The 13,158-nt window shown below is 70.5% G+C and carries 14 protein-coding genes; 5 read left to right on the forward strand and 9 right to left on the reverse strand.

The features are described 5' to 3' along the window. Positions 1–40 precede the first annotated feature (40 nt). The 4 genes from egtA to egtD are packed head-to-tail and all read left to right on the forward strand — an operon-like array spanning position 41 to position 4,339. Complete coding sequence (gene egtA, locus FBY35_RS04480) at positions 41–1,315, forward strand: ergothioneine biosynthesis glutamate--cysteine ligase EgtA (protein ID WP_142212533.1); 1,275 nt, start codon at positions 41–43, stop codon at positions 1,313–1,315. Next, positions 1,312–2,625 (forward strand): ergothioneine biosynthesis protein EgtB, encoded by a 1,314-nt coding sequence (gene egtB / locus FBY35_RS04485; RefSeq protein WP_142212534.1) that lies wholly within the window; start codon positions 1,312–1,314, stop codon positions 2,623–2,625. Before egtA ends, egtB begins: the two co-directional genes overlap by 4 nt. Beyond that, a complete protein-coding gene (gene egtC / locus FBY35_RS04490) occupies positions 2,625–3,380 on the forward strand; it encodes an ergothioneine biosynthesis protein EgtC (RefSeq protein WP_142212535.1) in 756 nt (251 codons plus the stop codon). Before egtB ends, egtC begins: the two co-directional genes overlap by 1 nt. After that, positions 3,377–4,339 carry an L-histidine N(alpha)-methyltransferase gene (gene egtD / locus FBY35_RS04495; protein ID WP_142212536.1) on the forward strand — a complete coding sequence of 321 codons (963 nt, stop codon included), beginning with the start codon at positions 3,377–3,379 and terminating at the stop codon, positions 4,337–4,339. The genes egtC and egtD overlap by 4 nt, the downstream gene beginning before the upstream one ends. On the opposite strand, the gene FBY35_RS04500 is transcribed toward egtD, so the two are convergent. The 4 genes from FBY35_RS04500 to FBY35_RS04515 all read right to left on the reverse strand — a co-directional run bounded on the left by FBY35_RS04500 (position 4,234) and on the right by FBY35_RS04515 (position 7,626). Further along, positions 4,234–5,109 carry a 1-acyl-sn-glycerol-3-phosphate acyltransferase gene (locus tag FBY35_RS04500; protein ID WP_142212537.1) on the reverse strand — a complete coding sequence of 292 codons (876 nt, stop codon included), beginning with the start codon at positions 5,107–5,109 and terminating at the stop codon, positions 4,234–4,236. The genes egtD and FBY35_RS04500 overlap by 106 nt on opposite strands. After that, complete coding sequence (locus FBY35_RS04505; RefSeq protein ID WP_142212538.1) at positions 5,106–5,951, reverse strand: GNAT family N-acetyltransferase; 846 nt, start codon at positions 5,949–5,951, stop codon at positions 5,106–5,108. Before FBY35_RS04505 ends, FBY35_RS04500 begins: the two co-directional genes overlap by 4 nt. A 195-nt stretch (positions 5,952–6,146) precedes the next feature. Beyond that, positions 6,147–6,830 carry a class F sortase gene (locus FBY35_RS04510; protein ID WP_142212539.1) on the reverse strand — a complete coding sequence of 228 codons (684 nt, stop codon included), beginning with the start codon at positions 6,828–6,830 and terminating at the stop codon, positions 6,147–6,149. Positions 6,831–6,966: 136 nt separating this feature from the next. Continuing rightward, positions 6,967–7,626 carry a hypothetical protein gene (locus FBY35_RS04515; RefSeq protein WP_142212540.1) on the reverse strand — a complete coding sequence of 220 codons (660 nt, stop codon included), beginning with the start codon at positions 7,624–7,626 and terminating at the stop codon, positions 6,967–6,969. A gap of 365 nt (positions 7,627–7,991) precedes the next feature. Here FBY35_RS04515 and FBY35_RS04520 point away from each other — a divergent pair, with 365 nt between their 5' ends. Beyond that, a complete protein-coding gene (locus FBY35_RS04520; RefSeq protein ID WP_142212541.1) occupies positions 7,992–8,207 on the forward strand; it encodes a dodecin in 216 nt (71 codons plus the stop codon). Between the two features lie 51 nt (positions 8,208–8,258). Here the strand turns inward: FBY35_RS04520 and FBY35_RS04525 are convergent, their stop codons facing one another. The 5 genes from FBY35_RS04525 to FBY35_RS04545 all read right to left on the reverse strand — a co-directional run bounded on the left by FBY35_RS04525 (position 8,259) and on the right by FBY35_RS04545 (position 13,158). Beyond that, entirely contained in the window at positions 8,259–8,750 is a 492-nt protein-coding gene (locus tag FBY35_RS04525) for a hypothetical protein (protein WP_142212542.1), read from the reverse strand. 148 nt (positions 8,751–8,898) lie between these two features. Next, positions 8,899–9,726 (reverse strand): tyrosinase MelC2, encoded by an 828-nt coding sequence (locus tag FBY35_RS04530; protein ID WP_142212543.1) that lies wholly within the window; start codon positions 9,724–9,726, stop codon positions 8,899–8,901. 19 nt (positions 9,727–9,745) lie between these two features. Next, a complete protein-coding gene (locus FBY35_RS04535) occupies positions 9,746–10,162 on the reverse strand; it encodes an apotyrosinase chaperone MelC1 (RefSeq protein ID WP_142212544.1) in 417 nt (138 codons plus the stop codon). A gap of 306 nt (positions 10,163–10,468) precedes the next feature. Continuing rightward, entirely contained in the window at positions 10,469–11,215 is a 747-nt protein-coding gene (locus tag FBY35_RS04540) for a succinate dehydrogenase/fumarate reductase iron-sulfur subunit (protein ID WP_142212545.1), read from the reverse strand. Beyond that, on the reverse strand, positions 11,212–13,158 hold the full coding sequence (locus FBY35_RS04545) for a fumarate reductase/succinate dehydrogenase flavoprotein subunit (RefSeq protein WP_142212546.1): 1,947 nt from the start codon (positions 13,156–13,158) through the stop codon (positions 11,212–11,214). The genes FBY35_RS04540 and FBY35_RS04545 overlap by 4 nt, the downstream gene beginning before the upstream one ends.

Consider the following 13,158-nt stretch of genomic DNA (forward strand, 5'->3'; position numbering starts at 1 on the left):
GCCTTAGGTTGGCAGGGTGCCTTTGAAAGAGGAACCGGACATGCACCCACCCGATGCCGGCGGCTTCGGCCCCCCACTCGTGGAAGAAGAAGCCGAGGACCTGCTTCGATGTATCTGCTTCAAGAACGGCCCGCCCCGCTACGTGGGCGTGGAGGTCGAATGGCTCGTCCATGAGCTGGAGCGGCCCGATCGCCCCCTCCCCGCCGACCGCCTCGGAGCGGCCCATGACCAGGTACGTGCTCTACAACTGAATTCGGCCCTCACCTTCGAGCCAGGTGGCCAGCTGGAGCTCAGCTCGCCCCCCGCCGCCTCCCTGATGGAGTGCATCGACTCCGTCGCCGCCGATCTGGACGCCGTACGCGCCGCGCTCCGCCCGGCAGGCCTCACTCTCAATGGAATCGGGCTCGATCCCGTCAATCCGCCACGCAGACTGCTCCACGATCCCCGTTATGACGCCATGGAGGCGTATTTCGACCGGACAGGTCCGTCCGGGCGCGCCATGATGTGCAGTTCCGCCTCGATCCAGGTGTGTCTGGACGCCGGTGACGAGGAGCCGGGCCCTCTGGGGCACGGCCGTCGCTGGCAGCTCGCGCATCTGCTCGGCGCGGTGTTGATGGCCTCGTTCGCCAACTCGCCCCTCCAGGGCGGGCGGTACACCGGCTGGCGCTCGACGCGGCAGGCCGTGTGGGCCGCGCTCGATGCCGTACGGCCCCTCGCGCCGCCGCTCGGCGGAGAACCGCGCTCGGCCTGGGCCGCGCACGCGCTGGACGCACCGGTGATGTGCATACGAATGGACGGCGACCCGTGGGAACAGCCCGGCGGGCTCACCTTCCGCGAGTGGATACGCTCCGGCGTCGTGCGCCCGCCGACCCGGCAGGATCTCGAATACCACCTGAGCACCCTCTTCCCGCCGGCGAGGCCGCGCGGCCATCTCGAACTGCGCATGATCGACGCCCAGCCGGGCGATGACGGCTGGATGGTGCCGCTCGCGGTCACCACGGCCCTGTTCGACGACGCCGAGGCCGCCGAGACGGTCTACCGCGCCGTGAAACCACTGGCGGAGTACGCCGGTTCCCTGCCCGCACCGCGCAATTTGCTGTGGACCAACGCCGCACGGCACGCACTGACCGACCCCGAACTGCATGCCGCCGCCGTGACCTGCTTCGCCGTCGCCATGGAGGCGCTGCCGCGCATCGGCGCGTCCGACGCCGTACGGGACGCGGTCGCCGCATTCAACGAACACCACGTCCTGCCGGGGCGATGTCCCGCCGACGAGCTGCGCATCCCGTCCCTCGGGAAGGAACCGACCAGATGACCGAAGACCTCCGGCTCCGCGCCCTGGACGCGCTGACCGCGGCCCGAGCCCGTACGGCCACGCTCACCTCGTGCGTCGACGACAATGAACTGACCGCCCAGCACTCGCCGTTGATGTCCCCGCTGGTGTGGGACCTGGCCCATGTCGGCAACCAGGAGGAGCAGTGGCTGCTGCGCACCGTCGCCGGGCGTGAGGCACTGCGCCCCGAGATCGACTCCGTCTACGACGCCTTCGAGCATCCACGCTCCCTGCGGCCCACGCTGCCGCTGCTCGCCCCGGCCGAGGCGCGGGCGTACGCCTCCGATGTGCGCGGCAGGGTCCTGGACGTCCTGGAGACCACCCCACTGGAGGGCAGGCCCCTGGTCGACGCCGCCTTCGCCTTCGGGATGATCGCCCAGCACGAGCAGCAGCACGACGAGACGATGCTCATCACGCATCAGCTGCGCAAGGGGCCCGCGGCGCTCACCGCGCCCGAGCCGCCGGCCGGCAGCGCGGAGGGTCTGCCCGCCGAAGTCCTGGTACCCGGCGGCCCGTTCACCATGGGTACCTCGACCGAGCCGTGGGCGCTGGACAATGAACGGCCCGCGCACCAGCGGGTCGTTCCGGGCTTCTTCATCGACACCGTGCCCGTGACCTGTGGCGCCTACCAGACCTTCATCGAGGACGGCGGCTATACGGATCCCCGCTGGTGGGCGGCCGAGGGCTGGGACCAGATCCGGCAGCACGACATCGGCGCTCCGCTGTTCTGGCGCCGCGAGGGCGGTCAGTGGCTGCGCCGCCGCTTCGGGGTGACCGAGCCGGTGCCCGCGGACGAGCCGGTGCTGCATGTCAGCTGGTACGAAGCCGATGCGTACGCCCGCTGGGCGGGGCGTCGGCTGCCCACCGAGGAGGAGTGGGAGAAGGCGGCCCGCCACGATCCGCACTCGGGCCGCTCACGCCGCTTCCCCTGGGGCGACGAGGATCCGAAGCCCTCGTACGCCAACCTCGGCCAGCGCCATCTGCGGCCGGCCCCGGTGGGCAGCTACCCGGAGGGCGAATCGCCGCTCGGCGTACGGCAGTTGATCGGCGATGTGTGGGAGTGGACGGCGAGCGACTTCCTGCCCTACCCGGGCTTCGCCGCCTTCCCGTACCGCGAGTACTCCGAGGTGTTCTTCGGCAGCGCGCACAAGGTGCTGCGCGGCGGTTCGTTCGCCGTTGACCCGGTGGCCTGCCGCGGCACCTTCCGCAACTGGGACCTTCCGGTGCGTCGGCAGATCTTCTCCGGCTTCCGTACGGCACGGGACGCCCATGTGCGCGGGGAGTCGGCCTGATGTGCCGCCACATCGCCTTCCTCGGCCCGCCGCTGCCGCTCGGGCAACTGCTCGTCGAGCCCGCGCACGGGCTGTTCAGGCAGTCCTGGGCGCCGCGTCACCAGCGGTACGGAACGGTCAACGCGGACGGCTTCGGCGTCGGCTGGTACGCCGAGGGCGATCCGGTGCCCGCCCGGTACCGGCGCCCGGGCCCCGTCTGGGCCGATCTCTCCTTCGCCGATCTCGCCCGGGTGGTCCGCAGCGGTGCCGTGCTCGCCGCCGTCCGCGACGCCACCGAGGCGGGCGCGGACGGTGAGGCGGCGGCCGCGCCGTTCGCCGCCGGGCCCTGGCTGTTCAGCCACAACGGCGCGGTCGGGGGCTGGCCGGGATCGCTGGCCCCGCTCGCCGTGACCCTGCCCGCTACCGAATTGCTGTCACTGGAGGCGCGCTGCGACTCGGCGCTGGTGTGGGCGCTGGTACTGCACCGGCTGCGCGACGGCGACGAGCCCGGCCAGGCGCTGGCCGACACGGTCCGCGAGGTCGGCGAGGCCGCGCCCGGCTCACGGCTCAATCTCCTTCTCACCGACGGCGAGACGGTCGCGGCGACGGCATGGGGAGACACGCTCTGGTATCTGGCCGAGCCCGGCCGCCGCACGGTCGTCGCCTCGGAGCCGTACGACGACGATCCGCACTGGCGCGAGGTCCCCGACCGCACCCTGCTGGCGGCGACCCGCACCGATGTCCTTCTGACCCCGCTCAAGGAGCCACCCGCGTGAGCCCGTTTCTGCTGACCCGCACCCTGCCCGAGGATGCCACCGACGCCGTTCTGCGCGCGGACGTGCTGCACGGGCTGACCCGTACGCCGAAGGCGCTGCCGCCCAAGTGGTTCTACGATGCCCGCGGCAGCGAGCTCTTCGAGGAGATCACCCGGCTCCCCGAGTACTACCCGACCCGCGCCGAGCGGGAGATCCTGCTCGCCCGCTCGTCCGAGATCGCCGCGGCCACCGGGGCACGCACCCTGGTGGAGCTGGGCTCGGGCTCATCGGACAAGACCCGGCATCTGCTGGACGAACTGCCCGAGCTCCACACCTATGTGCCGGTCGACGTGAGCGAGAGCGCGCTGACCGGCGCGGCCGAGGCGCTGCTCGCCGAGCGGCCCTCGCTCAATGTCCACGCCCTGATCGCCGACTTCACCCGCGGGCTCGTCCTGCCCGCCACCCCGGGGCCGCGGCTGATCGCCTTCCTCGGCGGCACGATCGGCAATCTGCTGCCCGAGGAGCGCGCGGCGTTCCTGCGCTCCGTGCGTTCGCTGATGGATCCCGGTGACGCGCTGCTGCTCGGCACGGATCTGGTGAAGGACGAGAAGGTCCTGGTGCGGGCGTACGACGACGCGGCGGGGGTGACGGCCGCGTTCAACAAGAACGTGCTGTCCGTCATCGCGCGTGAGCTGGATGCGGACGTCGACCCCGACGACTTCGAGCATGTGGCGCGCTGGGACCGTGGGCAGGAGTGGATCGAGATGCGGCTGCGGGCGCGCCACGCACTGACCGTGAAGATCCCCGAGCTGGATCTCGTGGTGCCGTTCGAAGCGGGCGAGGAGATGCGTACGGAGGTGTCGGCGAAGTTCCGTCAGGCAGGTGTACGGACCGAACTCGCCTCTGCGGAGCTTGAGCTGACGCACTGGTGGACGGACACGGAAGGCAGGTTCGCGCTGTCTGTGGCGACGGCACGCTGAGCGGCACGGGCCAGTGAACGGCGGTCGGGGCAGCTCCCCGCGGGGATGGCCGGCAGCAGCCGGATCTCCGCGGTGAGCCCGCCGGCCGCCACGACCCGCCACAGGGACGCGGTCAGCGAATCCTCCCCGACGAAGGCGGCGGCGCCGGTGGGCAGATAGCTGATGCGTACGGGCTGAACGTCGGCGCCCGCGTCGAGTGCGGCCTGGAAGACGGCGGGCCTGAAGCGGCCCTGGGCCCGGCCGCACCAGGTGGACCCTTCGGGGAAGGCTATGACGCGCGCGCCGCCGTTCATCGCGGACGCCATCTCGCGGACGGTGCCGGGCAGCGTACGCAGCCGGTCGCGCTCCAGGAAGAACGTGCCGCCGCGGGCGGCCAGCGGTCCGAGCAACGGCCAGCGCCGGACCTCGGTCTTGGCCAGCATCCGTCCGGGCAGGGCCGCCGCGATCAGCGGTATGTCCAGCCACGAGATGTGGTTGGCGACGACCAGGGAACCGCCGGTGCTCCGCGTCCGGCCTACGCCCACGATTCGCACGCGTACGCCGAAGGCGTGTACCACGGCATGCGCCCAGCAGCGGGTCGCCCGATGGCGGAAGCGGGTTCCGAGCACCGGCGCGAGCAGCGCGACCACCGGCCCGAGCAGGAGGCCGACGAGGACCGTCGTGGTTCCGGCGAGCAGCCGGGCCGCCGCCCTGAGCGAGCCGGCCGCCGGGCCGTGGTGGGTCGCGCAGCCACCGGGGGTGCAGGGCGCGCTGGGGAGCCAGACGCTCATCGCACGGGGGCGAGGGAGAGGAAGTGGCGCAGGTAGCGGGGGTTGGTTCGGCGCAGCGAGAGCAGGACGTAGAGGTCCGCGACACCGAAGTCGGGGTCGTGGGCGGGCGCTCCGCAGACCCAGGCACCGAGCCGCAGATAGCCGCGGAGCAGGGCGGGCAGCTCGGTGCGGCCGTCGGGGCGGGCGACGGAGTCGGGGTTCCACAGCTTGTGCGGGATGACCCAGTACTCCTCGGGGGCGAGGCTCTTGGCCTTCACGGTGTCCCAGGTGGCCGCGGCGAGGGTGCCGCCGTCCGCGAGCGGGATGGAGCAGCAGCCGGCCAGCCAGTTGTGGCCGGTGCGGGTCATGTAGCGGGCGAGCCCGGCCCAGATGAGGGCGATGACGGCGCCGTTGCGGTGCAGGGGGTGGACGCAGGAGCGGCCGACCTCGACAAGGTCGTCGCGGATCGGGGCGAGCCTGGCCAGGTCGAACTCGGTCTCGGAGTAGAGCCGTCCCGCGACCCGGGCGCGGTCGGGCGGAAGCAGGCGGTAGGTGCCGACGACCTCACCGGTCTCGGCCTCGCGCACGAGGAGGTGGTCGCAGTACGCGTCGAAGGCATCGGTGTCCAGGCCCGGCTCGGGTCCCTCCAGCCTGGCGCCCATCTCACCGGCGAACACCTGGTGACGCAGGCGCTGCGCGGCCCGTACGTCCTCCTGGTCCCGGGCGAGGGAGACGACGTAGCGCTGCTCGTCCCCCGGGCCGAGGGGAGCGGGGACGGGCGAGGGCAGGGGCGCGGCGAGCTGGGTGGGCATCTGCGCGGGGGCGGCGAGTGGGGCGGGGACGACAGCTGGCGATGCGGGCATGACGGTCTCCTGTGCCGGACGGAAGGGGACGGACCGCGGGCGCGGAGGCCCGGCTCCTTACTTCTTCCGTGGCTGGCTGGATTCGACATGACCGCCCGGCGGAGAGTGGATGTGCGACGGTTGAATGGCGGGGAATGGGGTGCGCGGGAGGGGCGAGCGCGAAACGGGCCACGCGTTCCTGCGCGGGTTCGTAGCTCAGGCGTGCTGGGCGGAGTCGAGATGGGCGAACGCCACCACGTTCTCGGTGTAGTCCTTCTTCTTTCGGTCGTACGAGCCCCCGCAGGTGATCAGGCGCAGCTGCGGGCTCGGGGTGTCGGCGTAGACCCGCTGGTTGGGGAAGCGCGCTTTGCTGAAGCTTTCGACGGAGTCGACCACGAACGAGGCGACCATGCCGTCCTCGCGGGTGATGGCGACCTTGCTCCCGGCCTTGAGCTTGCTGAGCTGCAAGAACACGGCCGGGCCGGTCTTGGTGTCGACATGGCCCGCAACGATCGCAGCGCCGCGCTCCCCGGGCGAGACGCCGCCCACGAACCAGCCGACGAGGTTGCTGTTGTTGGCGGGCGGCGCGTCGAGCCGCCCGGACGCTCCGATGGACAGGGTCGTGAACGGGGCGTCGACGCCGATCTGCGGGATCGACAGCCGCTTCGGTGCGGAGCGGGGCAGCACCAGACTGGCGACGGGCGGCGCCGGCGGACCGTACGTGGGCGGGGCAGCGACCACCGGAGGCAGCTGGGGGACTCCGCCCGCCGAGGGGCCGGAGGAGTTGAGGATGACGACGACGCCCAGCCCGATCGAGGCGATGGCCCACAGCATCGAGCGGCCGACGGAGCGGGGTGCGGAGGCGGGCGGGTTCGTGCCGGAGGACAGCTGGGCGGCCATGTGTGCCTTTCGTGGACGCGGGCCTGTGGGTCGCGATCGGACAGCAGCGCAGGGCTGCGAGGAGAACCAGCCACCGCGGCCACCGTCCGGAAGGACGGCGGCCGCGGCGGAATGTGACGACTGGTGGTCCGGGCTATCAAGCGACCGCGCCGCTCGACGCGTTGCGACGGCGCAGAGTGTAGGCACCGAAGCCGATACCGCCGAGGAGCAGGAGCGAGCCCGCGGCCAGGCCGCCGCCCGAATCGGCCAGGCCGCCGCCACCGGCGTGGACGCCGCCCGCCGGCTTCTCCTTCTTCCATCCGCCGCCGCTCTCCGAGGAGGAGCCGCTGTCCTGGCCCCAGTCCTCGACGATCGCGGACAGGGCGCCACCACCGGTGTGGACGCCGCCCCAGGGCTTGTCCTTCTTCCAGGACTCTTCCTTCGTCGCGGACTCCTCAGTGGTCGCCGACTCCGAACTCGTCGCAGAGTCCCCCTTCTTCCAGGACTCCTTCTTCGACGACGGGTCGGACGCGGTGGAGTCCTCCGTGCTGGAGCTCTCCTGACGACCGGACTCCTGGCGACCGGACTCCTGACGGCCAGACTCCTGGCGACCGGACTCCTGACGGCCAGACTCCTGGCGACCGGACTCCTGACGGCCAGACTCCTGACGACCGGACTCCTGACGACCGGACTGCTGCGTGGAGGAGCTGTCTTGCCCGTGGTCCTCGTCCATCGTGATGGCGTTCGCAACGGGCGCGGTGAGAGCGAGGACCGCCGTAACGGCGGCCGAGGCGAACAGTGTGCGGGCAGAGCGCATGGGGCACTTTCCTTTCGCCGCGCTGCGAAGGCTGACACTTCGTCGGCTCATGGGATCGCGTTGCGACATGATCCACCGTCAGCCCGATTGCGGCTCAGCACCAGCCGACACAACCGCATTCGATGGCCACCCTGGGCCCTTCGAGTGACGAAAGCCGGATTATCACTCGTTGGACTGCACAACACGCCGAGGGGATGTTTCAGCCGCAGCGATTGCGTTTTCACCTGACGATGCATCACCTCCAGGGAGGTCCGGCCGCCCCTTCCCAGCACACCCCGAGCCCCGAAATTCGACGTGTCTCACCTCGCGCGCCGCCCCCTGGTGGGGCACCGTGGAGTGAACGCATCGAGAGGAGTGCGACACACATGACGAACCACACCTACCGGGTCACCGAGATCGTCGGCACCTCGCCCGACGGCATCGACCAGGCCATCCACAACGGCATCAACCGGGCGTCCCAGACCCTCCGGGGCCTCGACTGGTTCGAGATGACCGAGGTCCGCGGCCAGATCGTGGACGGGCAGATCCAGCACTGGCAGGTCGGGCTCAAGGTCGGCTTTCGGCTTGAGGAGAGCAGCTGACGCTCTCGCCGTACCCACCTTCGGTGCCTGAGGGCTCTCCCGTACGGACCCTCAGGTGCGGCCCTCGCGCCCCTGCGCCGCCTTCATCACTTCGGTCGCTCCGCCCGCCCATCGGGCCCGTACGACCGCAAAGCCGGCCCGTTCCGCCTCGTCGCACACCCCTGCGTCGTCATCCACCAGCATCCGGATCTCGCGGTCGTGCGCCAGCCTCCGCAGGATTTCCAGCTTGGTCGTGCGGGCGGGCCGGCGGTCGTCGTTGCGCCGCATGAACACCGTGCCCTCGGGCAGCCCCTGCTCGGCCAGCCAGACCAGGGTGTCCCTGCGGCACCGCTCCGGCCTGCCCGTGAGGTACTGGACCTCGCAGTCCTCGGCCGCGCGCAGACACAGGTCGACGCCCATCGCCAGCGGCGGGTCCTTCGGCGCCGCCGCGAAGAAGGCGTCCCAGTCGCGCGGCCTGCGCTGAAGGAAGCGCTGGCGGTGCCCCGAGTCGGCGAGCGTTCCGTCCAGGTCGAATATGGCCAGTGGCCTGCTGTTTCGCGTCACGCCGGACAGCCTAGGCAATCCCCGCGCGGCGCTGACGTTCGGACCCTGGGTGAGCGCAATGACCGGCGTTCCGGAAGCTCGCCCGGATCGCGGGGCTGACGCCCGGCCCTGTGCACAGTCCCCGCGACCCGTTGCTGCGCGGTGATTCCTATGCCGCCGTGTCGAAGGTGTAGTGGCGGGTGTGGTCCAGCATGTCGGCCGGGGTCACGTCGTTCCAGGGGCGCATGGTCTCGCGCAGATCGACGACATTGGGTGTGCCTGCGGCCGGGAGGTAGGTCGAGCCGGGGTGGCGTGCCTGCCACTCGGCCCAGAGCTTGTCGATGAAGGCGTGGTGCAGCCAGAACACCGGGTCGTTGGGCGAGACTCCGGTGGCCATCTGGCCGCCGACCCAGACATGGACCCGGTTGTGCAGATTGACGCCGCGCCAGCCTTCCAGGTGATTGCGGAAGCCGTCCGACGCGCTGTTCCACGGCGGAGTGTCGTACGTGGCCATGGCGAGGACGGAGTCCACGTCGGCCCGGGTCGGCAGCTGACGGCCCCCGGCGCCGAGGTCGCGGCGCAGAAAGCCGCGCCCGTCCACGCGTATGCTCACCGGCCACTTGCCGGACGTGAACGCGAACGAGCCGTCCATCACCTGGCCGTCCCTGCTGCGCCCGGTGCCGCCGAGGAAGTCGGCCGCCCACAGCGAGGAGGCGGCGGTGCGGTCGGCGGTCCAGTCCCAGTACGGGAGCGCAACGGACGGGTCCACGGCCTGGAGCTGCCGCTCGAACTGCAGAAGGAACCTGCGGTGCCAGGGCAGGAAGGAGGGCGAGCGGTGGCCGACCCGCTCGCCGTTGTCGGTGTCGCCCATGATGAAGGCGTTGTGGGTGGTGACGAAGGCGTCGTACTGCCCATTGCGCTTGAGTTCGAGCAACGCGTCGACAAAGCGGCGCTTCTCGGTGGCCGTGAGCTGCGCCTGGTTCTTGCGTACGGTCATGACGGTGCGTGCTCCTGGATCAGGCGGTGACGAGCGGGACGAGGGCGGCGCCCTGGAGTTCGGCGACGGCGGCACGGGCCACCGCTCGGGGCGTGGGATACGTCTCGTAGTGGTTGACGACGCTGATCCAGGTGCCATCGGCATTGCGCATCACATGCAGTTCTTCGCCGTCGATGCGCACGGAGAAGCCGCCCCCGTGTCCGCCTGCGTGTCCGCCCCCGTGGTGTCCGCCTCCGTGATGCCCGCCCGCCCGGGCGGGCGCGCCCTGTATACGGCGGCCCTGGAAGACCTCGTCGAACGAGGCGGGTTCGGCCGAGGGGCCGGAGACGACGGTCCGCTCGGTCCGCGCGGCAGCGGCCGCTGTGCCCGCTACGGCCACAGCGGCGGCCGCTCCTGCGACGGCGCCCAGGGCGCGTCGGCGGGTGAGTTCAGGCATGGCAAATACCCCCAGATGTTTCGGTGGTTCGGTCGGTCACGGGCGTGGTCGGCGCCCGTGACCCGGATCCATGCCTACCGGTTCACCCGAACTCCGGGGAAATCTCCGCGAATTGGTTGGCTGCTATGCGGACATGTCGCGATACACAGTGCAGCGTTGAACAAGGTTGATCTTGCTGTCCACGCGCCCCGCTGCCACCGGAGACGAAAATTCTGCGGCGAATGTGACAGTTGCGTGAAGAGTTTGTTGCCTGCGTCGAGAAACTGTGCCCGGCCTCACACCGGGAAGCTGTCCGGAATCATGGGCTCAGCGGCGGACCTTCCGGCTCGCCCGCAGCCACTCCTTGTTCATCGCGGCGATGGACGGCAACGGGATCCCCTTGGGGCAGGCCGTGGCACATTCGCCGGTCAGGGTGCAGCCGCCGAAGCCCTCCTCGTCCATCGCCGCGACCATGTCGAGCACGCGCGTCTCGCGCTCGGGCGCACCTTGTGGCAGCACATTGAGATGGTTGATCTTCGCCGAAGTGAAGAGCATCGCCGAGCCGTTGGGGCAGGCCGCCACGCACGCGCCGCAGCCGATGCACTCGGCGTGCTCGAAGGCGAAGTCGGCCTCCGGCTTGGGGACCGGCGTGGCATGGGCCTCGGGGGCCGAACCGGTGGGTGCGGTGATGTAGCCGCCGGCCTGGATGATCCGGTCGAAGGCGCTGCGGTCCACCACCAGGTCCTTGACCACCGGGAAGGCAGAGGCACGCCACGGCTCGACGTCGATGGTGTCACCGTCCTGAAAGGACCGCATATGGAGCTGGCAGGCAGTGGTGCGTTCGGGGCCGTGCGCGTCGCCGTTGATGACCAGACTGCAGGCGCCGCAGATGCCCTCGCGGCAGTCGTGGTCGAAGGCAACGGGGTCCTCCCCGCGCAGGATCAGTTCCTCGTTGAGAGTGTCGAGCATCTCCAGGAAGGACATGTCCCTGGAGATCCCGTCGACCTCGTACGTGGCCATGGCGCCGGGCGCTTCGGCGTTCCGCTGACGCCAGACGCGCAGGTTGAGCTTCATGCGTAGCTCCGCTGGGTGGGATGGACGTACTCGAAGACAAGGTCTTCCTTGTGCAGGACGGGCGGATGGCCGGTGCTCCGGAATCCCCAGGCGGCCGCGTACGAGAACTCCTCGTCCCTGCGGGCGGCTTCGCCGTCCGGTGTCTGGGACTCCACACGGAAGTGGCCGCCGCAGGACTCGGAGCGGTGCAGCGCGTCGAGGCACATCAGCTCGGCGAGTTCCAGATAGTCGACGACGCGGTTGGCCTTCTCCAGCGACTGGTTGAACTCCTCACCTGTACCAGGCACCTTGATACGGCGCCAGAACTCCTCGCGGATCTGCGGGATACGGTTGAGCGCCTTGCGCAGGCCGGCGTCCGTACGCGCCATTCCGCAGAACTCCCACATGAGTTCGCCCAGTTCGCGGTGGAAGGAGTCGGGGGTGCGGTCGCCGTCGACCGCGAGCAGCAGATTCAGCCGGTCCTCGGTCTCGGCAAGCACCTCGGCCACCGCCGGGTGCGAGGCGTCGACGCTCCCGGTGCGCGGGGCACGGGCAAGGTAGTCGTTGATCGTGGACGGCAGGACGAAGTACCCGTCCGCCAGGCCCTGCATCAGCGCAGACGCCCCGAGCCGGTTCGCGCCGTGGTCGGAGAAATTGGCCTCGCCGATCGCGAAGAGCCCCGGGACGGTGGTCTGCAGGTCGTAGTCGACCCAGAGCCCGCCCATCGTGTAGTGCACGGCGGGATAGATCCGCATCGGCACCTCGTACGGATTCTCCGCGGTGATCCGCTCGTACATGTCGAAGAGGTTGCCGTACTTCTCCTCCACCGCCTTGCGGCCCATCCGCGAGATCGCGTCCGCGAAGTCCAGATAGACGCCCTGCCCACCGGGGCCGACGCCGCGGCCCTCGTCGCAGACGTTCTTCGCGGCGCGCGAGGCGATGTCGCGGGGGACGAGATTGCCGAAGGACGGGTAGATCCGTTCCAGGTAGTAGTCGCGCTCGTTCTCGGGGATCTCGTTCGGCGGCCGGTCGTCGCCGTGCGCCGTGGGCACCCAGATGCGGCCGTCGTTGCGCAGCGACTCGCTCATCAGGGTCAGTTTGGACTGGTGGTCACCGGTGCGCGGGATGCAGGTGGGATGGATCTGGGTGAAGCAGGGGTTGGCGAAGTACGCGCCGCGCCGGTGGGCACGCCAGATGGCGGTGGCGTTGGAGTTCATCGCGTTTGTCGACAGATAGAAGACGTTGCCGTAGCCGCCGGAGGCCAGGACCACCGCGTCGGCGAAGTGAGCGGCGATCTCCCCGGTGACCAGATCGCGGGCGACTATGCCGCGGGCGCGCCCCTCGACGACGATGAGGTCGAGCATTTCGGTACGGGCGTGCAGGGTCACGGTGCCCGCGGCGATCTGCCGCGAGAGTGCCTGGTAGGCGCCCAGCAGGAGCTGCTGGCCCGTCTGGCCGCGGGCGTAGAACGTACGGGAGACCTGGACGCCGCCGAACGAGCGGGTGTCGAGCAGTCCGCCGTACTCCCGGGCGAAGGGCACGCCCTGGGCCACGCACTGATCGATGATCTCGACCGAGATCTGGGCGAGCCGGTGGACGTTGGACTCGCGGGCGCGGAAGTCGCCGCCCTTGACGGTGTCGTAGAAGAGGCGGTGGATCGAGTCGCCGTCGTTGCGGTAGTTCTTGGCCGCGTTGATGCCGCCCTGGGCGGCGATGGAGTGGGCCCGGCGCGGCGAGTCCTGATAGCAGAACTGCTCGACGTGGTAGCCCTGTTCGGCCAGAGTCGCGCCCGCGGCGCCGCCCGCGAGGCCGGTGCCGACGACGATGACGGTGTGCTTGCGGCGGTTGGCCGGGTTGACCAGCCGGGCCTCGAAGCGCCGGCGGTCCCAGCGCTCGGCGACGGGCCCTTCGGGGGCCTTGGTGTCGGCGAGGGGAGCACCGGTCGTGTAGTCGCTGTAGCTCAT

This window comes from Streptomyces sp. SLBN-118, from assembly GCF_006715635.1.
In the GTDB taxonomy this organism is placed as follows: Bacteria; Actinomycetota; Actinomycetes; order Streptomycetales; family Streptomycetaceae; genus Streptomyces.